General features: G+C 70.8%; 19 protein-coding genes and 2 pseudogenes. 12 read left to right on the plus strand and 9 right to left on the minus strand.

Going from position 1 to position 21,394, the window contains the following annotated elements:
* Positions 1-248: pseudogene (locus tag Q0Q23_RS16965) on the minus strand (hypothetical protein); the annotation flags it as partial.
* A gap of 28 nt (positions 249-276) precedes the next feature.
* Between Q0Q23_RS16965 and Q0Q23_RS16970 the strand changes: the two are divergent.
* The 3 genes from Q0Q23_RS16970 (at position 277) to Q0Q23_RS16980 (ending at position 2,381) form a co-directional block, all read left to right on the plus strand.
* On the plus strand, positions 277-753 hold the full coding sequence (locus Q0Q23_RS16970; RefSeq protein ID WP_295126830.1) for a hypothetical protein: 477 nt from the start codon (positions 277-279) through the stop codon (positions 751-753).
* A 105-nt stretch (positions 754-858) separates the two neighbouring features.
* Positions 859-1,527: a phosphatase PAP2 family protein gene (locus Q0Q23_RS16975; protein WP_295126833.1), complete on the plus strand. Its 669-nt coding sequence runs from the start codon at positions 859-861 to the stop codon at positions 1,525-1,527.
* Positions 1,528-1,640: 113 nt separating this feature from the next.
* The gene (locus tag Q0Q23_RS16980; RefSeq protein ID WP_295126836.1) at positions 1,641-2,381 is read left to right on the plus strand and encodes a glycosyltransferase; all 741 of its coding nucleotides are present in this window, start codon (positions 1,641-1,643) and stop codon (positions 2,379-2,381) included.
* Between the two features lie 27 nt (positions 2,382-2,408).
* Here Q0Q23_RS16980 and Q0Q23_RS16985 read toward each other — a convergent pair whose 3' ends face one another.
* From Q0Q23_RS16985 to Q0Q23_RS16995, 3 genes are read right to left on the minus strand one after another with little or no spacing between them, the layout of a single operon-like run.
* Positions 2,409-2,870 (minus strand): DUF3237 domain-containing protein, encoded by a 462-nt coding sequence (locus Q0Q23_RS16985; RefSeq protein ID WP_295126839.1) that lies wholly within the window; start codon positions 2,868-2,870, stop codon positions 2,409-2,411.
* Complete coding sequence (locus Q0Q23_RS16990; RefSeq protein WP_295126842.1) at positions 2,867-3,361, minus strand: helix-turn-helix domain-containing protein; 495 nt, start codon at positions 3,359-3,361, stop codon at positions 2,867-2,869. The genes Q0Q23_RS16985 and Q0Q23_RS16990 overlap by 4 nt, the downstream gene beginning before the upstream one ends.
* Positions 3,358-4,638: a flavin-dependent oxidoreductase gene (locus Q0Q23_RS16995; RefSeq protein ID WP_295126845.1), complete on the minus strand. Its 1,281-nt coding sequence runs from the start codon at positions 4,636-4,638 to the stop codon at positions 3,358-3,360. Before Q0Q23_RS16995 ends, Q0Q23_RS16990 begins: the two co-directional genes overlap by 4 nt.
* Positions 4,639-4,761: 123 nt before the next feature.
* On the opposite strand from Q0Q23_RS16995, the gene Q0Q23_RS17000 reads away from it, so the two are divergent.
* On the plus strand, positions 4,762-5,505 hold the full coding sequence (locus tag Q0Q23_RS17000) for an alpha/beta hydrolase (protein WP_295126848.1): 744 nt from the start codon (positions 4,762-4,764) through the stop codon (positions 5,503-5,505).
* A gap of 53 nt (positions 5,506-5,558) precedes the next feature.
* Here the strand turns inward: Q0Q23_RS17000 and Q0Q23_RS17005 are convergent, their stop codons facing one another.
* Both Q0Q23_RS17005 and Q0Q23_RS17010 read right to left on the minus strand, forming a co-directional pair.
* Positions 5,559-7,460, minus strand: coding sequence for a Na+/H+ antiporter NhaA (locus Q0Q23_RS17005; protein WP_295126851.1), 1,902 nt, complete (start codon positions 7,458-7,460; stop codon positions 5,559-5,561).
* Between the two features lie 78 nt (positions 7,461-7,538).
* Positions 7,539-7,931: a hypothetical protein gene (locus tag Q0Q23_RS17010; protein ID WP_295126854.1), complete on the minus strand. Its 393-nt coding sequence runs from the start codon at positions 7,929-7,931 to the stop codon at positions 7,539-7,541.
* Positions 7,932-8,153: 222 nt separating this feature from the next.
* Here Q0Q23_RS17010 and Q0Q23_RS17015 point away from each other — a divergent pair, with 222 nt between their 5' ends.
* Positions 8,154-9,896 (plus strand): MFS transporter, encoded by a 1,743-nt coding sequence (locus Q0Q23_RS17015; RefSeq protein ID WP_295126857.1) that lies wholly within the window; start codon positions 8,154-8,156, stop codon positions 9,894-9,896.
* Positions 9,880-10,344 (plus strand): MarR family winged helix-turn-helix transcriptional regulator, encoded by a 465-nt coding sequence (locus Q0Q23_RS17020; RefSeq protein ID WP_295126860.1) that lies wholly within the window; start codon positions 9,880-9,882, stop codon positions 10,342-10,344. Before Q0Q23_RS17015 ends, Q0Q23_RS17020 begins: the two co-directional genes overlap by 17 nt.
* Before the next feature lie 95 nt (positions 10,345-10,439).
* On the opposite strand, the gene Q0Q23_RS17025 is transcribed toward Q0Q23_RS17020, so the two are convergent.
* Complete coding sequence (locus Q0Q23_RS17025; RefSeq protein WP_295126863.1) at positions 10,440-12,002, minus strand: amino acid permease; 1,563 nt, start codon at positions 12,000-12,002, stop codon at positions 10,440-10,442.
* A gap of 78 nt (positions 12,003-12,080) precedes the next feature.
* Complete coding sequence (locus tag Q0Q23_RS17030; RefSeq protein ID WP_295126866.1) at positions 12,081-12,926, minus strand: DMT family transporter; 846 nt, start codon at positions 12,924-12,926, stop codon at positions 12,081-12,083.
* A gap of 255 nt (positions 12,927-13,181) precedes the next feature.
* On the opposite strand from Q0Q23_RS17030, the gene recQ reads away from it, so the two are divergent.
* On the plus strand, positions 13,182-15,206 hold the full coding sequence (recQ, locus tag Q0Q23_RS17035; RefSeq protein ID WP_295126868.1) for a DNA helicase RecQ: 2,025 nt from the start codon (positions 13,182-13,184) through the stop codon (positions 15,204-15,206).
* Positions 15,207-15,313: 107 nt separating this feature from the next.
* Here the strand turns inward: recQ and Q0Q23_RS17040 are convergent, their stop codons facing one another.
* Positions 15,314-16,132 carry a DeoR/GlpR family DNA-binding transcription regulator gene (locus tag Q0Q23_RS17040; protein WP_295126871.1) on the minus strand — a complete coding sequence of 273 codons (819 nt, stop codon included), beginning with the start codon at positions 16,130-16,132 and terminating at the stop codon, positions 15,314-15,316.
* A gap of 114 nt (positions 16,133-16,246) precedes the next feature.
* Here Q0Q23_RS17040 and melA point away from each other — a divergent pair, with 114 nt between their 5' ends.
* The 5 genes and pseudogenes from melA to Q0Q23_RS17065 form a co-directional block, all read left to right on the plus strand.
* Positions 16,247-17,563, plus strand: coding sequence for an alpha-galactosidase (gene melA, locus Q0Q23_RS17045; protein ID WP_295126874.1), 1,317 nt, complete (start codon positions 16,247-16,249; stop codon positions 17,561-17,563).
* A 152-nt stretch (positions 17,564-17,715) separates the two neighbouring features.
* Entirely contained in the window at positions 17,716-18,597 is an 882-nt protein-coding gene (locus Q0Q23_RS17050; protein ID WP_295126877.1) for an SIS domain-containing protein, read from the plus strand.
* A gap of 36 nt (positions 18,598-18,633) precedes the next feature.
* Entirely contained in the window at positions 18,634-19,968 is a 1,335-nt protein-coding gene (locus Q0Q23_RS17055) for an ABC transporter substrate-binding protein (protein ID WP_295126880.1), read from the plus strand.
* A 19-nt stretch (positions 19,969-19,987) separates the two neighbouring features.
* A complete protein-coding gene (locus tag Q0Q23_RS17060) occupies positions 19,988-20,968 on the plus strand; it encodes a carbohydrate ABC transporter permease (protein WP_295126883.1) in 981 nt (326 codons plus the stop codon).
* Positions 20,968-21,394, plus strand: a pseudogene (locus tag Q0Q23_RS17065) (carbohydrate ABC transporter permease); the annotation flags it as partial. The gene Q0Q23_RS17060 and the pseudogene Q0Q23_RS17065, both read left to right, overlap by 1 nt.

Here is a 21,394-nt window from a genome sequence, read left to right on the forward strand (position 1 = left end):
GTGGTTGCGCTCACGCCGCCTCCCTCGCCGTCTTCGACGGCGGCCGCCCCGGCGTTCGGTCCGGCTCCGACGCTCGCGTCGGTGGCCCCGCTCCCGGCGCCGACCGCGCCGACCGCGCCGACCGCGCCGGCGGCGCCCTCGGTCGTCTCGACTCCCGTCCACTGACGACCGCCGCCGCTCACCCGGCGCACCTGCACGATCGGCCGCACCGGCCGCACCGGCCACCTGCCGCACCACCCACCCGACAACAGTGACGTCTACCCGAAGGACACCTCTGTGAATTCTCTGCCTGCCTACGACCGCGCCCACGACGACGCGCAACGGCTCGCCCGCCGCCACGAGCGCGACCTCCACTGGGCCAAGGAGCGCCGCCGCCAGCAGGAGCGCGAGATCGCCGAAGCCGCGGCGCTGCTCGCCGTCCCCGCTCTGACTCTCGCCCGCCGCACCCTCATCGTCTCGACGGCGACGCTGGTGGTGACGGGTGTCGTCCTCGACATCGCGGCCAACGCCGGCCTGCCGTCGGGGTGGATGCTCATCGTGGGGGCTGCGGCCGTCGCCGTCGCGCTGACCGTCGTCATCTGCGCGACGGCCTCGCTGTCCGGCCTCCGCTCGCGGCGGGCGGCCGCACGCACGGTGCTGCACTCCCGGGATGCACGCCTGTCGCACACCCAGTACCACATCCACGAGAGCGTGCACTCGTTCATCGACTCCCACGCGGAGGTCGTCAACACCCGGCCGGCGAACGTGGCGTAGCCCGGGCGCCGCCTCGCTGCGGGAACCCTCAGGCGCGGGTCCCCCTCTTAGAGCTTGCTGAGCCGTACAGTGTTTGACTGGCAGCTCTGCCCGAGAGGAGACTCCGTGAAGCCCGCCCTGCTCCGCATCCCCCGTCACTGGATCGTCTGGACCGTGATCCTGTTCGCCCTGACCTTCGCGCTCGGCTTCGCCGCCAAGTGGATCGTGGCGCTCCGGTTCGAGTCGCTCGACGCCTCCGTGAACCGGGTGAACTCGTCGCTGCTCGACTCGCTCGCGCTGCTGCTGGACAAGCTCGATCAGGTCAGCGTCGTGGCGGTCATCCTGGTCGTGGTCTTCGTCGTGCTGCTGTTCGTGAAGGGCTGGCGGCTCGCCCTCGGCGCCGTCGTCGTGACCGGCCTCGGCTGGATCAGCACCCTGGTCGTCAAGACGGTCGTCGCCCAGCCGCGCCCGACGAGCGCGGGGCTCACCCACCTGCTGCACGTGAACCCGGCCACCCTCAGCTACCCGAGCGGTCACGTCGTCTTCGCCACCGCGCTCGTCACGGCGCTCGCGATGGTGTGCCGGAGCGCACTCGCGCGCTCGGTCGTGCTCATCGTCGGCGGGCTCTTCGTGCTGCTCGTGATGTGGTCGCGTCTCTATGTCGGCGTGCACTACGGCACCGACGTCGTCGGCGGCGTGCTCAACGGCGTGGCGGGCGTGCTGCTGTTCGCCGGTCTCTGGAACCTCGTCGCGGCCCGGGTGTTCGCGGGCCGCGGAAGGCGCGTGGCGGCGTAGCGCCCTCCCCTCCCCTTCTGTTTTTCGCGACGCGCAGGCCCGCCATGTGGCGCAAACCTCGCCGCTGGGGGTTCGCCGCGTGATGGAATGCGGAAGTCTTTGTCTAGCCGTGCATGGGTGAATTCAGGGTTCCGGGGCCTCCGCTCACCGGTGTCTCGGTGGTGGTCCCGACGTTCAACGAGGCCGGTTCCATCGCCGAACTCCTGCACCGGCTGTCGCTGCTGCTCGATCCCGAGTACAGCGAGGTTCTCGTCGTCGACGATTCGACCGACGACACCGTGCGGGAGGCCACGGCCGAGGCCGAGCGGCTGCCGCACGTCATCCGGATCATCCACCGTACGCACCCCGACGGCGGCCTCTCTGGCGCGGTGATCGCCGGGATGCGCCTCGCCGCACGCCGGTGGGTGGTGGTGATGGACGGCGACCTGCAGCACCCTCCGGAGGCGGTGCCGCGCCTGGTCGCCACCGGCCGGGAGCGCGACGCCGGCATCGTCCTGGGCTCGCGCTACTGCGCTGGGGGCCGTTCGTCCGGCCTGGACGGACGCTTCCGCCACGCGGTGTCGTCGACGAGCACTGTCGCGGCGCGGCTGCTGTTTCCGCGACGGCTGCACGGTTGCACCGACCCGATGTCGGGCTTCTTCGCGGTGCGCGTGGACGCGCTCGACCTCGACGCGCTGCACCCGAGGGGATTCAAGATCCTGCTCGAGGTGCTGGTGCGGCATCGCCTCGCCCTGGCCGAGGTACCGTACGACTTCGGCACGCGCCACGGCGGCGTCTCCAAGGCGTCGCTGGCCAACGGCACGGCCTACCTGCGTCAGCTCGTGGCGCTGCGGTTCGCCCACGCGCCGCGCTGAGAGCGCATCGCCGTCGCATCGGCGCCCTCAGGTCACCCGATACGCCGTGTACACCACCTGGTTGCGGTGCCGCGCGCACGCCGCGACGAAGAGCCGGTTCGCCAGGTCGGGATGCGCGGACGACTCCAACCAGACCGTCGTGCGGAAGTAGTAGCTGAGCGGGTCGACCTCCTCGCCGCGTCCGAGCGCCGCCAGCACCTCGTGCGGTCCGGTGCGCAGGCCGATGGCGCGGATGTAGAGGAAGGCGCCGTCGTCGCTGCGCGCCGAGTAGCGTGAATCGATCTCGATCGTGCCGTCGTCGCGCACCACCTGCCAGTCCGCGCCGCCCGGGAGGATCGTGCCGCTGAAGTCGCCGGTGACGCTCCCGCCGACGATCGGGACCACGCGGCGGTGGCCGGCGGAGGTGCGGCCGTGGTCCTCCAGGTCGGCCAGCTCCACGCGCACGTGCAGCGAGGGAACGAGCGCGGGCAGGGGGAGCATCCCGGTCATCCGGCGGCTCCGTCCAGCGCGTCCAGGGCGTCGCGGCGGCGGTCGGCGAGGGCATCGCGCAGGCGTTCGAGCGCCGGCACCGCCGCGGCCAGGGCCGCGAGGTCGTCCGCGTGCAGGGTCGCGGCGGCCTCCGCGAGCAGCAGGGCGCTCGCCGCGTCGAAGCTCTCGAAGATGCTGAGCGCGTGGGCGCTGGCGAGCACCTCCACGCGGCGGCGGTCATCCGGGCTGGGCCGGCGCACCACCAGCCCCGCGGCCTCCATCGCGGTGAGGAGGTTGCTCATCGTCGACTTGCGGAGGCCGAGCCGACGCGCGAGCTCGGACGGCGTGCTCACGGTGCCGCGGGGGAGCGCGCGCAGCACCTCCACCTGGGAGTCGGGCACGTCGGGGAGGCCCTCGGTCTCGCGGGTGAGGGCGAGGAGGTTGCGGCGAATCGGGGAGATCAGCGCCGCGAGCCGGCGGCTGTCGAGCGTGGTGTGGGAGACGTCTGTCACGGCCGGCCCGCCTCCTCACGTGCGTCCGCTCGCGCATCGAACGACGCCCGCACGTTGAGAGCCTCCGGATGGAAGCCGGCCGCGCGCTTGTACCCGTCGGCGATCTCCTGCAGCTCTGCGGCCGGAATGACGTCCTCGATATCCGCGAAGCCTTCCGGCGCCCGCTCGTGCGCCAGCACCATGACGCGTTCCGGCCCCTGCTGCCGGGTGAGCGCGAGGAGGTCGGCCGTCGCCGGCCGCCTGGCCTCCTCGTACCGGCGCAGCCCCTCGTCGGCGTCGCCCGCGGTGGCGAGCGAGTTCGCGAGCGTACGGGCGTCGATGATCGCCTGCGACGCGCCGTTCGACCCGTTCGGATACATCGCGTGCGCCGCATCGCCCAGCAACGTCGAGCGTCCGAACGTCCACCGCGGCAGCGGATCGCGGTCGACCATCGGGTACTCGAGCAGCTCGTGCGCGCTCGCGATCACGGCCGGAACGTCGAGCCAGTCGAACCTCCACTCGCTGAACAGCCGGGCGACCGGAGCGATCGGCACGGCCCGGTTCCAGTCGGCTGTCTCGGCGCGGGACGGGTCGGCGCGCTGCTCGGCGATGAAGTTGACGGTGACCGTGCCGTCCGGCTCGTGCCGGAGCGGGTAGGCCACGAACTTCAGCTGGTCGTCGCCGGCCATGATCATGGTGGCGCCGTCGAGGAACTGCGGCACGGTCGCGGTTCCGCGCCACAGCGTGAGGCCGTTCCCGGGCGGCGCGCCTTCGTCGGGGTAGTGCAGCGCACGAACGGCCGAGTGGATGCCGTCGGCTGCGATGACGAGATCCGCGTCCACCGCGACCTCCCCACCGGGCGTCTCGAAGACGGCGCGGGCCGACCGGGCGGTCCCCGGCGCATCGAGGCCGGTGAGCCGGTGCCCGAGCCGGATGGCGCCGGCGCCCAGCCGCTCGTGGACGGCCTCGACAAGTGCCAGCTGCAGTCGGCCGCGATGCACGGAGAGCTGCGGCCACCGGTAGCCGGCAGCCGTGCCGCGCGCCTCGCTCCAGATGAGCTGGCCGTAGCGGTTGACGTAGCTGAGGCGGCGCGGGGTGGCGGCGATGGCCTCCACCGCGTCGCGCAGCCCGAGCTCGGTCAGCTCGCGCACCGCGTGCGGCAGCAGATTGATGCCGACCCCCAGCGGTCGCAATTCGCGTACCCGCTCGTAGACCCGGATGTCGTCGAAGCCCGCGCGCTCCAGGCTCAGGGCGGTGCTGAGGCCGCCGATGCCGGCGCCGATGATCGCGATCGTCATGGACGACTCCTCTGTCGTGAATGGCGTGAGAGCCGCTTGCGGCTCAGTTGTCCACATCGTACGGGTGCAAAACCATTTTCGCCAGAGCGGATCCCGATCCCGTGTTCGCGATACGGTCGGGGCATGGATCGCCGCAGCGCACCCGTCTTCGTCCGCGTGCTCGCGTGGGTGGTGAGTGCGCTGGTGCTGGTGGTGCTCGGGTTCCTCGCGTGGGCGAACACGCCGATGATGGGCGAACGCCCGGCCGCCCTCCAGGTCTGGCGCGACTCGCGTGTCGTCGTCACCGACGTCGGCGACGCCGTCGAGCTCGCTCCGGCCGATGGCCGCTCGGGCACCGGCCTCGTGTTCATCCCCGGCGCGGTGGTCGACCCGTACGCCTACCTGTACAAGCTGGCGGAGACGGTGGCCGACACCGGGCTGACGGTGCTCATCACCAAACCGACGCTGAATCTGGCGTTCTTCGACACCCGTCCGCTCGCCGACTTCACCTCCCACGTGCCGGAGGTCGATCGGTGGTACGTGGGAGGCCACTCCCTCGGCGGTGTGCGCGCCTGCCAGCTCGCCGCCGACGGCCACGTCGAAGGCCTGGTGCTCTTCGGGAGCTACTGTGCGAACGACCTGTCGCGCTCCGACCTGCGGGTGCTGTCAATCAGCGGCAGCCGCGACGGCCTGTCCACGCCGGCGAAGATCGACGCGGCCCGCGGGATGCTGCCGCCGAGCGCCACGATGGTGCAGATCGAGGGGATGAACCACGCCCAGTTCGGCGATTACGGGCCCCAGGCCGGCGATGGCGTCGCGACGATCAGCGACGCACAGGCACGGCAGGGTGTGACGGTCGCGCTGGTGAAGTTCTTCGGCCAGGGGTAGACGGGCGGGGCGGCGCCGCACACGCTTCGTCCTCTGCGCGGAGTCTCGAACGGTCAGGCGGCCCCGGCCGACGAGGCGGAGCCGGCCCGGGCGGCGTCGATCGATCGCGAGAGCGAGTCGATGTCGACGGAGCCTTCGTGGCGCTGGCCGTTGATGAAGTACGTCGGTGTCCCGGCCGCGCCGCTCGCCTCCGCGGAGGCCATGTCCTGACGCACCCGGTCGGCGAAGGCGTGGGACTGGAGGTCGTCGAGGAACCGCTCGGGATCGATCCCCAGCCGGCGGGCGTACCCCTCGAGGTCGCGGATGCCCAGCCGGTCCTGGTTGGCGAGCAGGAGGTCGTGCATCGGCCAGAACGCGCCCTGTGCACCCGCCGCCTCGGCCGCTTCGGCCGCGCGCAGCGCATTGGGGTGCACGTCGGTCAGCGGCAGGTGCCTCCAGGCGAGCGCGACGTCGGGGTGACGTTCGAGGAGTTCGCGCACCGTGGGCTGGCCGCGACCGCAGAACCCGCACTCGAAGTCGCCGTACTCGACGACGGTCACCCGCGGGTCGGCGGCCCCGCGGAGGTGGTCGGAGCCCTCGTCGATCGGGGTGAGCAGGTCGAGCGTCGGGTCGGGGCGGCCGTTGAGGGCGAGCGTTCGACGGTTCGCCGGGATGAAGCGGACGCAGGCGAAGACCAGCCAGGTCAGCAGTGCCGAGCCGATCACGGAGAAGAAGATGCCGATCTTCGCCTCCGCGAGCCCCTGCCCGGTCAGCGCGATGCCGGCGATGAGCAGCGAGACCGTGAAGCCCACGCCTGCCGCCGTGCCGCTGCCGAGTACCGACACCCAGCCGACCTGAGGGTGGATGCGGCCGCGGGAGAACCGGCTCAACAGCCACGAGCTCGCCACGACCGACACCGGCTTGCCGACGACGTAACCGACGACGATGCCGATCGTGATCGGGCTGGTGGCTGCGCTCGCCAGCAGCCCGGGCGTGATGACGACGCCGGCGTTCGCCAGTGCGAAGAGCGGGACGACGACATAGCTCGTCCACGGACTGAGCCGGTACAGGATCCGTTCGTTCTCCGAGAGCGAGTCGGCGAGCCCGGCCGCCGCCGACCGTGCCAGCTCGGCGCTCGGGCTCACGCGGTAGTCGCGGACGAGGCCCGTCGCGCGTTCCAGGTCGGCACGCACCGGGATGAACGCGGTGGTCGCCAGCCCGATGGCGAGGCCCGAGACGACCGGGTCGATGCCGCTCAGCAGGACGGCGAGCCACATCAGCACCCCGAGGATCACGGCCAGGTTGCGGCCGATCGTGCGGTTGAGCCGCCGGACGACGATGATCCCGATGAACGCGACGAGCGCGACGACGAGCGGGATCGGGGAGATCGGCCCGCTGTAGAGGAGGGCGATGATGATCAGCGCCGCGACGTCGTCGACGACGAATGCGGTGAGGAGGAACGTGCGCGTGCGCTTCGGCGCCCGCTTGGCCAGCAGGGTGAGGATCCCCAGGGCCAGCGCGGTGTCGGTCGACATCGCCACGCCCCACGCGCGAGCCGAGTCCAGCCCGTGGTTGATCAGGAGGTAGATCGCGACCGGAAGCGCCATGCCGACCAGGCCGACGGTGATCGGCAGGGCGATCCGGCTGCGGTCGCGTAGGTCGCCCAGGTCGAACTCTTTGCGCGCCTCGAGCCCCACCGCCAGGAAGAACAGGGTCATCAGCCCGCTGTTGACCCAGGTCCGCAGTTCGTAGACGAGCTCGAACCGGCCCGCCGTGATCCCGACGCGCTGGGTCCAGAACGCCTCGTAGCCTCCGACGTTCGCCCACACCAGCGCGACGACGACGGCCGCCACCAGCAGGACGGAGGCGAGAGCACCGGCCCGCCAGATCCCCTGGAAGGTGCGTTTGGGGTGCATCATGACGGTGCGGCCGTCGTCGGGCACCTGCTCCAGTGCGGGAGAGGATTCGGAGCTCACGTGGGTCACCGCCATCGCCGTCGGACACCCGGCCTGGGGTCGAGCCGGTAGCGACAATCTAGCCCGCGTGCGGTCGGTTCAGGCCGTTCGCTCGAGGTTGGCCGCGATGGCGTCCAGCGCATCCTCCAATGACTGCTGGACGCCGGGGATGTCCTCGGTCGTTTCGATCGTCAGCTCGGCGGCGTCGTCGGCGATCCGCAGCGACCCGCTGTAGTCGTGCGGCCCCGGCGCGGACCAGCGGATCTCACGGGCGGCGAAGTCGGCGTCGAACCGGGCGTCGGCCGTCACGGTCTCCTCCGCGCCGTCGCGGTCGGTGTCGACGTGGGCGGTGGTCTCGACCGTGCCGTCGGGCTGGGAGTGCGCGCTGACCATGTGCGGGAAGTACTGCGGAAGGTTCTCGGGGTCGGCGATGTACGAGAAGTACGCGTCGGTGTCGCCCTGGATGGGCCGGCTGGCGGTGTAGGTGGTCATGCCCGGCACGCTAACCCGCCGCCCGCAGCGCACGAAAGCGGTTGACGGTGCAGCGCGTCGGTGGTGTCGGGATGGGTGACGGCCCCTTACGGGAACATCCACACAGTTATATAGTTAACGCATATAAATCATCCGCGCACCGAGGCGCTCTCCGCTTCGGCGCGCGTTCCGCACCGGGGCCGGCGACCCGCGACACCCATACGAAACGCACGAAGGACTCTCTTGCCCCGCACCGGCATCTTCACGAAAGACCACCCGCACTACCGCTGGGTGGCGCTCTCCAACACCACCCTCGGCATGCTCATGGCGACGATCAACTCGTCGATCGTCATCATCTCGCTGCCCGCGATCTTCACCGGCGTCAAGCTGAACCCGCTCGAGCCGGGCAACGTCTCCTACCTGCTCTGGATGCTGATGGGCTACATGCTCGTCACCGCCGTGCTGGTCGTGATGTTCGGCCGGATGGGCGACCAGTACGGCCGCGTGCGCATCTACAACCTCGGCTTCGTGATCTTCACCGTCGCCGCCATCGCGCTCTGCCTCGACCCCTTCACCGGCGGTCCCGGCGCGATGTGGCTGATCGCGTGGAGGTTCGTGCAGGGCATCGGCGGCGCGATGCTGTTCGCCAACTCGACCGCCATCCTCACCGACGCGTTCCCCGCCAACAAGCGCGGCTTCGCGCTCGGACTCAACCAGGTCGCGGCGATCGCCGGGTCGTTCATCGGCCTCATCCTCGGCGGCGTGCTCGCCGAGATCGACTGGCGCGCGGTGTTCTTCGTCTCGGTGCCGTTCGGCGTCATCGGCACGATCTGGTCGTTCAAGTCGCTGCACGAGGTCGGCCAGAAGAACCCCGGCCGCATCGACTGGCTCGGCAACGTCACCTTCGCGATCGGCCTGATCGCCCTCCTCACCGGCATCACCTACGGAATCCAGCCGTACGGCGGCAGCTCGCAGGGCTGGGGCAACCCGTGGGTGCTCGGGTCGATCGTCGGCGGCATCCTGCTACTGATCGCGTTCGTCGTCATCGAGCTCAAGGTGCCGTCGCCGATGTTCGACATGCGGCTGTTCAGGATCCGTGCCTTCTCGTCCGGGATCTTCGCCGGCTTCCTCGCCGCGATCGGCCGCGGCGGCCTCCAGTTCATGCTCATCATCTGGCTGCAGGGCATCTGGCTGCCGCTGCACGGCTACAGCTACGAGTCGACGCCGCTCTGGGCCGGCATCTATATGCTGCCGATCACCATCGGCTTCCTCATCGCCGGCCCGATCTCCGGTGCGCTCTCCGACCGGTTCGGTTCGCGGGCGTTCGCGACCGTCGGGCTCGTGCTCGTCGCGGTCACCTTCATCGGCCTGCTGCTGATCCCGGTGAACTTCGAGTACTGGCAGTTCGCGGTGCTCACCGGCCTGAACGGCATCGGCTCCGGACTGTTCTCGTCGCCCAACCGCACCGCCATCATGAACAGCGTGCCGCCGAACGAGCGCGGCGCCGCCTCCGGCATGGCGGGTGTGGCCCTCAACGCCGGAAGCTCGCTCTCCATCGGCATCTTCTTCTCGCTGATGATCGCAGGCCTCTCGGTGGCGCTGCCCACCGCGCTCACCACGGGCCTGACCTCCCACGGCGTGCCGCAGAACGTCGCGGCGCAGATCGGGGCGACACCGCCCGTCGGGAGTCTGTTCGCGGCGTTCCTCGGCTACAACCCGATCGCGAGCCTGCTCGGGCCGACCGGCCTGCTGCAGTCCCCGCACGTCGACGCGGCCACGCTCACCGGCAAGGAGTTCTTCCCCCAGCTGATCTCGGGGCCCTTCCATGACGGCCTGATCGTCGTCTTCATCGCCGCCGCCATCATGAGCCTCATCGGTGCGATCGCCTCCTTCCTCGGCGGATCCAAGTATGTTCATGAGGAGGCCGTCGCAGCAGCGCGGCCGGCGACAGCGGAAGGCGAGGAAGTCGGTGCAGGGCGAGCGTGAGCAACCGGAGCGGCCGGCGACCGGTGACGACGATGTCCCCGGCCGCTTGGCCCTGGCCGTCGGGCGGCTGAACCGCCGCATCCGGTCGGCGACGGGCGGGCTCAGCCACGGTCAGTTGTCGGCCCTGTCGACGATCGTCCGGAACGGCCCGCTGCGGCCGAGCGAGATCGCTGCGATCGAGGTCGTCGCGGCCCCGACGATCACGCGCGTCGTCTCCGACCTCGAGACCCGGGGACTCGTGCAACGCGAGCCGGACCCGGACGACGGGCGCTCCTTCTTCGTGTCGGGCACCCAGGCCGGCATCGACCTGCTGCTCGCCGCGCGCTCCGACCGCGCCCGCGCCGTCGCGGCCATCCTCGCCGAGCTCGACCCCGCCGACGTGGAGGCCCTCAGCCGGGCCCTCCCCGCCCTGGAGCAGGCCGCCCACATCGCGCGCCCCGCCCCCTGACGCGCCCCGCCCCCGGACGCGCGCCTGACGAGAAGTGAGTAATCGCGGAAATCGCACGCCGGATTTCCGCGATTACTCACGTCTCGTCAGGCGCGTCAGGGGCGCGGGCGGCGCTCGCGGCGCGGCGGGCGCGCTGCGATCACGGGGTGCGCGCCGGTGTAGCCCTCGCGCGACTGCGCGATCGCGAGGATGCGCGAGCGCTGCGCGTACCACCCTCCGATCAGCAGCGGGATGATGACCACCAGCGAGGCGACCGTGTAGGTGCCCGTCGGATAGTCGAACGCCATCAGCACGAGCACCGACACGAGGAACGCCAGGGTCAGATATGCGGTGAACGGAGCCCCGAAGAGCCGGAACGACGGCCGCGCGAGCCTACCCTGAAGCGACCAGCGGCGCAGCTGCATCTGGCAGAGGATGATCATCGCCCAGCTCGTGATGATGCCCAGCGAGGCGACGTTGAGAACGATGTTGAACGCCTCCGCCGGCACGATCAGGTTGAGGAAGACGCCGAGGATGCCGATGCCCGCGGTGAGCAGGATGCCGCCGTACGGGACGCCCCGCGCATTCATCCGCGCAGTGAACGCGGGCGCCGCGCCCGTCTGCGCCATCGAGTGCAGGATGCGCCCGGTCGAGTACATGCCCGCGTTGAGGCTCGAGAGCGCAGCCGTCAGCACGACGAAGTTCATGACCGACCCGACGATCGCGCTCAGTTCCGGACCGCCGAGGTGGCTGAAGAAGGTGACGAACGGGCTCTCGCTGCCGCTGTACACGCTCGCGGGCAGCAGGAGCGCGAGCAGCAGGATCGAACCGCAGTAGAACACCGCGATGCGGAACACGACGCTGTTGATCGCCCGCGGCATGATCTTCTCGGGGTTCTCGGTCTCGCCCGCTGCGATGCCGACCAGCTCGACGCCGGCGTAGGCGAACACCACGCCCTGCACGAGCACGATGGCCATCCCGATGGTCGCGACCCCGTGCGGCAGCAGCCAGCCGTTGGCGGCGAGCATCGGGAGGCCGGTGGGACCCACGTCGGTCGGCCAGCCGGCCGCCAGCACGATGATGCCCACGATCAGGAACGCGACCAGGGCGCCCACCTTGATGATCGCGAACCAGAACTCCATCTCGCCGAACACCCTGACCGAGATGAGGTTGAGGCTGACCACGACCACCAGCGCGATGAGCGCCAGCAGCCACTGCGGCACGGAGGTGAACAGCTGCCAGTACTTCACGTACAGCGCGACCGCCGTGGAGTCGACGATCGCGGTCATGGCCCAGTTGAGGAAGTACATCCACCCGGCGACGTACGCCATCTTCTCGCCGTAGAACTCGCGCGCGTACGACACGAACGAGCCCGACGACGGCCGGTGGAGGACGAGCTCGCCGAGCGCCCGCAGCACCAGGAAGGCGAAGAATCCGCATACCGCGTAGACGAGCACCAGCAGCGGACCGCCCTGCTCCAGCCGACCGCCGGCGCCGAGGAACAGGCCCGTGCCGATGGCGCCGCCGATCGCGATCATCTGGAGCTGCCGCGACGACAGCGCCTTGTGGTAGCCCTCCTGCTCGCTGGCGAAGTCCTGCACCGCCTGCGAGACGTCGCCCAGGTGCTCGCGAGGGTTCTCCAGATCGTCCGCGGGGTCGTGCGGTGTGTTCTGACTCATCGGCGCCTCCCGTGTTCCGGAGCCCAACAGTACCCGTGACCCTCCAACGGGGCGGGAGGCACGGCGGCGCAGCCGTGGTCAGGCGACGGACAGCATCGCGGCCGCGGTGATGGCGAGCACCAGGCCGACCCACTGCACGGGCGCGATCCGCTCCCGGAGGACCGCTGCGGCGAGGACGATCGTGCCGGCCGGGTAGAGCGCGACCAGCACCGACATCGTCGACAGGTCGCCCGCGCGCAGCCCGACCAGGATGAGCGTGTTCGCGGAGGCGTCGAGGAGGCCGGAGGCGACCGCGAGGAGCACACCGCGCCGGGAGGACGTCCTGCGGATGCCGCGGAGCGCGAGCAGTCCGATGACGCTCCAGGTGATCAGGGCGTCGACCGCGCGATTGGCGACCAGTGGGACGAGCCCGGAGTCCGCGGGAGTCCGGTCGAGCACGATCAGGAAGATCCCGATGAGGGTGCCGGCCGCGACCGCCATCGTCAGCGCCCGCGCGCTCGGGCGCACCGCGCCGCGCTCCGGGACGAAGCCGACGAGCACCACGGCGACGAGCGCGAGGCCGAGCGCCGCGTAGCCGATCGGCGCGAACCGGTCGCCTCCCGCCAGCCCCCAGGCCAACGGCACCAGGGCGGACACGAGCGCGGTGAGCGGCGACAGGATGCTCATGGGGCCGATCGCGAGGCAGGCGTACAGGAGCGCGACGGCCGCGGCGCCGATCGCTCCGGAGGCCGCTCCCCAGCCGAGCGCGGCGGCCGACCAGGTGCCTCCCACGAGGGGGAGGGCGACCACCAGCAGTGCGAGTCCGGCGACCGCCCCGATGGCGGTGGTGCGCAGCGGCCCGACCGCGCGCGACGCCACGCCGCCGACGAAGTCGGCCGAACCGTAGACGAGCGCGCTGACGAGGCCGAGGATCGCGGCGGGCATCAGCTCCGGGCCGGCCCGGTGACGGGCTTCGGCATCGCGTCCATCCTCTCGCCGCCTGGAGTCTCGACGACGCCGTCGCGGGTCAAGAACTCGGAGACGATGAGCTGCCGCATGCGCCGATCGTAGCGGAGCCCCGGAGCCCCGGAGCCCCGGAGCCCCGGAGCCGCGCGTCCTCCACCGTTGGGGGCCGTGGCCGGTTCTCCACAGATCGGGCGCTCGGCCACCCTGGTCGGCGGCGCTCGTTACGATCGAGGAATGAGCTGGAACACCTGGGAGCCCGACGGCCGGGAGGCGCCCCCCTTCGACGAGGCGCCGTTCGACGTCGAGCCGCCGCTGCCCGACTTCGGGGAAGACCCCTACGCCGGTGTTCCGTTCGCGGACGAGGTGCCGCTCGATGAGGCGTCCCTCGACGAGGGGCAGCGCGGTGGGCGCGGTCGCGCTCCCGCGGCCGTTCGGCCCGCGCCTCCGCGGTTCGCGACCGCCGCCGACGCGCTGCGCACGGTCTTCGGCTACGACGCCTTCCGCGGGCAGCAGGCGGCGATCATCGATCGCGTGATCTCCGGCGGCGACGCCGTCGTGCTCATGCCCACCGGCGGCGGCAAGTCGCTGTGCTACCAGATCCCGTCGCTGGTCCGCGAAGGCACCGGCGTCGTGGTGTCGCCCCTCATCGCGCTCATGCAAGACCAGGTGGATGCCCTCACCGCCGTCGGCGTGCGCGCGGCCTTCCTCAACTCCACGCAAGACGCCGGACAGCGCGCGGCGGTCGAGCGCGCCTACCTCGCGGGCGAGCTCGATGTCCTCTACGTCGCGCCGGAACGGCTGTCGAGCGAGGCGACCAAGCGCTTCCTCGAACGCGGCAGGGTCGCCCTCTTCGCCATCGACGAGGCGCACTGCGTCTCGCAGTGGGGCCACGATTTCCGCCCCGACTACCTCGCGCTGTCCGAACTGGCGGAGCGCTGGCCCGAGGTGCCGCGCATTGCGCTCACGGCGACGGCCACCGAGGCCACCCACCGTGAGCTGACCGAGCGTCTGCGGCTCGACCGCGCGGAGCACTTCGTCTCCGACTTCGACCGGCCGAACATCCAGTACCGCATCGTGCCCAAGGTCGAGGTGCGCAAGCAGCTGCTCGATTTCATCACCGCAGAGCACCCGGGCGAGGCGGGCATCGTCTATGCGCTGTCCCGCAACTCGGTGGAGCGCACGGCCGAGTTCCTCGCGGGCCGCGGCCTCACGGCGCTGCCGTATCACGCCGGCCTCGACGCCCAGACGCGCGCCCGCACCCAGGCCCGGTTCCTGCGCGAGGACGGCGTGATCGTGGTCGCGACCATCGCGTTCGGCATGGGCATCGACAAACCCGACGTGCGCTTCGTGGCGCACATCGACCTTCCCAAGTCGGTCGAGGGCTATTACCAGGAGACCGGACGTGCCGGCCGCGACGGTCTGGCGTCGACCGCCTGGCTCGCCTACGGGCTGCAAGACGTCGTGCAGCAGCGCCGCATGATCGACGAGTCGCCCGGCGATCTGGCCCACCGCCGGCGCCTCGCGCAGCACCTGGACGCGATGCTCGCCCTGTGCGAGACCGTGCACTGCCGGCGGGTGAACCTGCTGAACTACTTCGGTCAGCGCTCCACTCCGTGCGGCAACTGCGACACCTGCCTCAACCCGCCGGAGACATGGGATGGCACGGTGCCCGCTCAGAAGCTGCTCTCGACGGTGGTCCGGCTGCAGCGCGAGCGCGGCCAGCGGTTCGGCGCGGGCCACCTCATCGACATCCTGCGCGCCAAGCGCACGCCGCGGGTCGAGCAGTACGGTCACGACGCGCTCGCGACCTGGGGGATCGGCGACGATCTCGGCGAGAGCCAGTGGCGTGGGGTGGTGCGCCAGCTCATCGCGCAGGAGCTGCTGAAGCCCGAAGGGGAGTACGGCGTGCTCGCGCTCACCCCGGCCGGCGGCGAGGTGCTGTCGGGCGCGCGCGAGGTGGTGCTGCGGCGCGAGCCGGAGCGGGCTGCTCGCGCGAGTCGCGGAGGCCGCTCCGTCGCCGCGGCCGACCTGGCTCCCGCCGACTCCGGCCTCTTCGAGGCGCTCCGCGCCTGGCGCGCGGGCGAGGCGAAGACGCAGGGCGTCCCGGCCTACATCGTGTTCGGCGATGCGACGCTCCGCGCGGTCGCGGCCGCGCGGCCCTCCAGCCTCGACGAGCTGGACGGCATCAGCGGCATCGGCGCCAAGAAGCGCGAGGCCTACGGCGAGGCGCTGCTGCAGGTGGTGGCAGCGGGGGCGTAGCGCCCCGCACCACCTGTCGCCAACGGAGGACATCCACCCCGAACGGACCCACATCTCCTCCGCTCCCCGACTACACGCCGTATGCCCGCCCGGATCTCCTCCGTTCGCTACGCGCGCTCGTCGGCGACCACGACCTCCACCCCTGCCGCGCGCAGCCGCTCGAGCTCGCCCGGGTCGGCCGAGCTGTCGGTGATGATCAGGGCGACCTGGTCGAGGTCGGCGATGGGGGCCAGCGCCACGTTGCCGATCTTGGAGCCGTCGGCGACCACGACCGTGCGCTGCGCCTTCGCCACCATCGCGCGGTTGGTGCGCGCCTCGGTCTCGTCGTGGGTGGTGACGCCCGAGGTGACGCTGATGCCATCGGCGCCGAGGATCGCCGTGCCGACGTTGACCGCGTTGAACGTGTTCTCGGCGATGGCGCCGACGAGTTCGAGCGACTGCGGGCGCAGGAAGCCGCCTGTCATCACGACGCGCACGCCGGCGAACCCCGAGAGGAGGTTGGCGATGGTCAGCGAGTTGGTGACCACGGTGATCTCGCGGTGGTTCGCCAGCGCCCGCGCGACGCTCGCGGTCGTGGTGCCGCCGCTGAGCGCGACCACGTGGCGTTCGGCGGGCAGGCGGGCGACCACGGCCTTGGCGATCGCGCGCTTGGCCTCCTGGAACCGGGTGTCGCGCAGCGCCACAGGCAGCTCCTGCCCGCGCTCGAGCGCGGCCGCGCCGCCGTGCGTGCGCAGCAGGAGCTGCTGGTCGGCGAGGTCGGAGAGGTCGCGCCGGGCGGTCGGCGCCGAGATGTCGAGCGTCTCGGCGAGCTCTGCCAGGCTGATGGAGCCGCGCTCCGACACCAGTTCCAGGATCTCGAGCATGCGCCGCGCGCGGCGGCCGGAGCTCACCCGGGCGATCGCCGATTCGGCGGACGGAGCGACCATTGCACGGGACCTTTCGAGCGACTCGCCAGCGAAGCGATCATCTGATGTGATCACTTTAGGCGCTATTCGATCATAACGTTGCGCGGAGTGAACACGATACCGCAGGATCGGCCCATGCCTCAGATTGTGTTCCTCGGTGCCGGCAGTGTCGTGTTCACCCGTCAGCTGCTCGCCGATCTGTTCCGCTTCGACGACCTGCCGACCCTGCGCATCGTGCTGCACGACATCGACGCCGAACGCCTCGACGTCGCCCGCGGCACGGCCGAGCAGGTGGCCGCCCGCTTCGGGAGGACGGCCGAGATCGCCGCGACGCTCGACCGGCGTGAAGCCCTGGCCGGCGCCGACGTCGTGATCAACATGATCCAGGTCGGCGGCATCGACGCCACACGCATCGACCTGGAGGTCCCGGCCGCGGCCGGCCTCCTGCAGACCATCGGCGACACGACCGGCGTCGGCGGCGTGTTCCGCGGGCTGCGCACCTTCCCCGTGCTGTCCGGCATCGCCGCCGACATGCTCGACCTCTGCCCCGACGCCTGGTTCCTCAACTACACCAATCCGATGGCGATGAACGTGTGGTGGATGTCGGTCGTCGCTCCCTCGATCAAGACCGTCGGTTTGTGCCACAGCGTCTACTGGACGGTGCACGACCTGTGCGAGCTCATCGGCGTGCCGCTGGAGGGCACCCACTACCGCGCGGCCGGCGTGAACCACCAGGCGTGGCTCGTCGAGTGGTCGCGCGACGGCCAGGACCTCTACCCGCTGCTGCGGGAGGCCATCGAGCGCGACCCGGAGCTGCGACGGCGGGTGCGCGTCGAGATCTTCGAGCGCATCGGCTTCTACCCGACCGAGACCAGCGAGCACTCCTCCGAGTACCTGTCGTGGTTCCTGCGCTCGCCCGAGCAGATCGAGCGGTTCCGGCTCCGGCCGCTGGAATACCTCGGCATCTCGGAGGAGAACGTGGCCGAGTTCGAGCACGCCAAGGCTGCTCTGGCGGCGGGGGAGCCGCTCGAGCTGGAGGAGGGCGCGGCCGAGTACGCACCGCAGGTCATCCACTCGATCCTCACCGGCACCGAGCGTGTGATCCACGCGAACGTGGTCAACCGCGGTCTCATCGGCAACCTGCCGGAGGGTGCGGTGGTGGAGGTGCCGAGCCGCGTCGACGCGGATGGCGTGCACCCGCTGCCATTCGGCGACATCCCGCCCCAGGGCGCCGCGCTCAACCGCACCTACCTCTCGGTGGCCGAGCTCGCCGTGGAGGCCGCGCGCACCGGCGACCCGGCACTCGTCCGCCGCGCCGTGCTCACCGACCCGAACGCGAGTTCGTCGCTGACCCCCGCCCAGATCTGGGCGCTGTGCGACGAATTGACCGCCCGGCACGCGTCGCGGCTGCCCGTCGCGCTCGGCGGGACCCTGGCGTCCCCAGCGCTGTGACAGCCGCCCGAAACCTGTTTGTTACAAACGATCAATCCGAGTGAGCGAACTGAGCGGTTTCATTGTCAAACGCTCACTCGCCAGCCAATGATGAAGGAGGCGCGACGACGCGACACCCGCGCGACGCGCCGCACCGCACGAAGGAGCACCCCGTGACACTGACCTCCCGCGAGATCGACAGCCAGCCCGCCGTCTGGCGCGAAGCGCTCGACCGGCACGCCGATCGCGCCCGCGACCTCCTCACCCTCCCCGGCGCGCGTGTGCTCGTGCTCGGCTGCGGAACCTCGGCGTTCGTCGCCGAGTCGTTCGCGGCGCTCCGCGAGGGCGCAGGCTTCGGGATGACCGACGCCGCCTACGCGTCCGAGCCGTGGCCGTGGCGCGACTACGACGCCGTCGTCGTCCTCAGCCGCTCCGGCACCACGACCGAGGCGATCGAGGCGATCGACGGCCTCCCCGAGGGCGTCCGCGTGATCGCCGTCACCGGCGTCGCCGACTCGCCCGTCGCCGAGCGCGCCGACGACGTGCTGCTGCTCGACTTCGCCGACGAGGAGTCCGTCGTGCAGACGCGCTTCCCCACCACCTTCCTCGTGCTGGCGCGTTCCGCGTTCGGAGAGGACGTCAGCGGCCTCCCCGCCGAGGCCGAGGCCGCTCTCGCCCAGCCGCTCGGACTCGACACCGCGTCGCTCGAGCACTTCGTGTACCTCGGCAGCGGCTGGACCTACGGCCTGGCCCAGGAGGCCGCGCTCAAGATCCGGGAGGCCGCGCAGGCCTGGGCCGAGTCGTACCCGCTGCTCGACTACCGGCACGGACCGCTCGCGGTCGCCGGCGACCGGTCGCTGGTCTGGTTGATCGGCCGCACCGAACCCAGCCTCGTGGAGGACATCGAGCGCACCGGTGCGACCGTGCGCACCAGCAGCCACGACCCGCTCGTCGAGCTGGCGAACGCGCAGCGGCTCGCGGTCGCGATCGCCGCCCAGCGCGGGCTCGACCCCGACAACCCCCGTCACCTGACCCGCTCGATCGTGCTCGGCTGAGCGCCCGTCGCGCCGACAACCCGAGAGGAACCGAAGATGCTACCTCGCTCCACAACCACGAACGCAACAGGCCGCCGCCGCGCACTCCGCGCCGCGACCGCCCTCGCGGCGACCGCCGCCCTCGTCGCCCTCGCCGGCTGCAGCGGCACCCAGGGCGCCACCACCTTGGACACCTCGGCGAAGGTCACGATCCAGGTGTGGTCGGGTCAGGCCGACGCCGCCGAGAAGGCGATCGAGGGTCTGGCCAAAGAATTCGAGAAGGCGCACCCGAACGTCACGATCGACCTCTCGCCCGGCGCCTCCTCCACCGACGGTCTGCTGCAGAAGCTCTCCGCCGGGTTCGCGGGCAACCAGTACCCCGACATGTCGTATGCGTTCGGCTCCTGGGCCGGGCAGCTGGAGGGCACGGGCCGCACGCTCGACATCTCCGCCGACGTGAAGAAGCCTGGCGTCAACTGGGACGAGTTCACCGCAGCCGCCCGCGGTACCGCGCAGCCCTCCGGCTCGAAGATCATCGGCTTCCCCGCCGTCGTCGACAACATCGGCCTCCTCTACAACAAGACGCTGTTCGACAAGGCGGGCCTGGCTTATCCCACCGCCGACTGGACCTGGGACGACTTCCGCGCCGCGGCGAAGAAGCTCACCAACCCGGCCGACCACATCTACGGCTACGGCTACTCCGTGTCGGGCAGCGAGGAGACGACCTGGCAGTTCTGGCCGCACCTGTGGCAGAACGGCGGCTCCATCCTCGACGGCGACGGCAAGGCCGCGTTCAACTCCACCGCCGGTGACGACGCGTTGACCTTCCTGCGCGACATGGCCGTGAACGACAAGAGCGTGTACCTCGACCAGACCGACGAGAAGTTCGGCCAGCTGTTCGTCAGCAACCGCATCGGGATGATCACATCCGGCCCGTGGGAGCTCTCCGACCTCAAGACCGGAGGAACGAACTATGGCGTCGTGCAGCTGCCGGGCACGAAGGGCGACCACCAGACGGTGTCCGGTCCCGACATCTGGGCGCTGTTCGACCACCACGACAAGAACCGCGCGTACTGGGCGACCCAGTTCGCGCAGTGGCTGACCTCTCCGGCGCAGGATGAGCGTTTCAATGTGGCGCTCGGCAACCTGCCGCTGCGGTCGTCCGAGGCGTCGTCGGAGGCGGTGGCCAAGCAGAATCAGGAGACCCCCGGCTTCGACGTCTTCGTCGCCAATTCGAAGAACGTGAAGGAGACCCGGCCGACCAGCAAGAGCTACGCCGCTCTCTCCGTCGCCATCGGCAAGGCGATCTCGGAGGTCCTGCAGGGGCAGGGCGAGCCGGGTCCCGCACTCGACCAGGCGGCCAAGACGGCCGATGCCCAGGCGAAGAAGTAGGAACGCGCAGCGACCCGCCATGGCAGACCTGACCGTGTCGAGACCCACGCCGCCGGCGCAGAACGCGGCACCGCCGTCGCAGCCGGCGGCGTCGAGGGCGCAGCGCAGCCGCCGCGACCGCCGCAGGCAGGGCGTGACCGCCGCGCTCACCGGCTGGGGGTTCGTCGCCCCGGCGACCGTCATCATCCTGGGGCTGTCCATCTTCCCCGCGCTGTGGGCGTTCGTGCTCTCGTTCCAGAGCTGGGACGGCTTCAGCCAGGCCACCTGGGTCGGCGGCCAGAACTACGCCGACCTGATGAGCGACGCCGACTTCGGCAACGCGGTGCTCAACACGGTGGGCTTCACGCTGCTGTTCGTGCCGGCGTCCGTGCTGCTCGGGCTGTTCCTCGCGGTGGCGCTGAACCGCCGCATCCGCTGGATGGGCTTCTACCGCACGGCGATCTTCGTGCCGTTCGTGGCCTCGGCGGCCTCCACCGGCATCCTGTCGACGTACCTGTTCAGCCCGCAGTTCGGGCTCGTCAACAACGTGCTCCGGGTGCTCGGCCTGCCGCAGCAGGGCTGGCTCGACGACCCGCACCAGGCCATGATCGTCATCGCGATCATGTCGCTGTGGGGTGCGGCGGCGTTCACCACGGTGATCTACCTCGCGGCGCTGCAGGATGTCCCGGCCGACCTGATCGAGGCCGCGCGGATCGACGGCGCCAACCGCTGGCAGACGTTCTGGCGCATCGTCTGGCCGCAGCTCGCGCCCGTGACGGTGTTCGTGACGATCTGGCAGACGATCGAGGCCATCCAGCTCTTCGACCTCGTCTACACGACGACCAAGGGCGGTCCACTGGGCTCGACGGAGACGATCGTGTACTTCCTCTACGACAAGGCGTTCCACGCGCTGCAGTTCGGGTACGGCTCGGCAGCCGCGTACGTGCTGTTCGCGGTCACGCTGCTCACCACGATCGGCGTCGTGCTCTACTCGCGGCGCCGGGGATCGGAGGCGATCTGATGGTCAGCGTCCTCGACCAGGTCTCGTCGGCGACCGAGCGCGTCGCCGCGCAGACCGGCCGCCGGCCCGGCAAGCGGAGGCTGCGGTTCAGCGGGTGGCACTTCGTGCTGTTCCCGATCGCGATCCTCTTCCTGGTGCCCTTCCTCCAGATGACGCTCGCGTCGTTCTCGCCGGCGAAGGAGCTGGTGGCGTTCCCTCCGCCGTTCTTCCCGTCGCATTTCACGCTCGACGGCTACGCGCAGCTGTTCGGCACCACGGACATCCTGCTGTGGCTCGGCAACACGGTCACCGTGTCCGCGACCGCGATCGTGTCCAACCTGGTGCTCTGCTCGCTGGCCGGGTACGGCTTCGCCCGTCTGAAGTTCGCCGGGCGCAACTTCGGGTTCCTGATGATCCTCGCGACGATCATGATCCCGACCCAGCTGC

Origin of the sequence: uncultured Leifsonia sp. (genome assembly GCF_945957465.1) — a bacterium.
Taxonomy (GTDB): domain Bacteria; phylum Actinomycetota; class Actinomycetes; order Actinomycetales; family Microbacteriaceae; genus Leifsonia.

Excerpts from the sequence above, each read along its gene's own strand:
- Q0Q23_RS17025 (WP_295126863.1), bottom strand. The coding sequence starts at position 12,002 with ATGAGTCAGAACACACCGCACGACCCCGCGGACGATCTGGAGAACCCT.
- recQ (WP_295126868.1), top strand. The coding sequence starts at position 13,182 with ATGAGCTGGAACACCTGGGAGCCCGACGGCCGGGAGGCGCCCCCCTTC.
- Q0Q23_RS16980 (WP_295126836.1), top strand. The coding sequence starts at position 1,641 with ATGGGTGAATTCAGGGTTCCGGGGCCTCCGCTCACCGGTGTCTCGGTG.
- Q0Q23_RS17055 (WP_295126880.1), top strand. The coding sequence starts at position 18,634 with ATGCTACCTCGCTCCACAACCACGAACGCAACAGGCCGCCGCCGCGCA.
- Q0Q23_RS17010 (WP_295126854.1), bottom strand. The coding sequence starts at position 7,931 with ATGACCACCTACACCGCCAGCCGGCCCATCCAGGGCGACACCGACGCG.
- Q0Q23_RS17000 (WP_295126848.1), top strand. The coding sequence starts at position 4,762 with ATGGATCGCCGCAGCGCACCCGTCTTCGTCCGCGTGCTCGCGTGGGTG.
- Q0Q23_RS17060 (WP_295126883.1), top strand. The coding sequence starts at position 19,988 with ATGGCAGACCTGACCGTGTCGAGACCCACGCCGCCGGCGCAGAACGCG.
- melA (WP_295126874.1), top strand. The coding sequence starts at position 16,247 with ATGCCTCAGATTGTGTTCCTCGGTGCCGGCAGTGTCGTGTTCACCCGT.
- Q0Q23_RS17040 (WP_295126871.1), bottom strand. The coding sequence starts at position 16,132 with ATGGTCGCTCCGTCCGCCGAATCGGCGATCGCCCGGGTGAGCTCCGGC.
- Q0Q23_RS16995 (WP_295126845.1), bottom strand. The coding sequence starts at position 4,638 with ATGACGATCGCGATCATCGGCGCCGGCATCGGCGGCCTCAGCACCGCC.
- Q0Q23_RS16985 (WP_295126839.1), bottom strand. The coding sequence starts at position 2,870 with ATGACCGGGATGCTCCCCCTGCCCGCGCTCGTTCCCTCGCTGCACGTG.
- Q0Q23_RS17030 (WP_295126866.1), bottom strand. The coding sequence starts at position 12,926 with ATGCCCGCCGCGATCCTCGGCCTCGTCAGCGCGCTCGTCTACGGTTCG.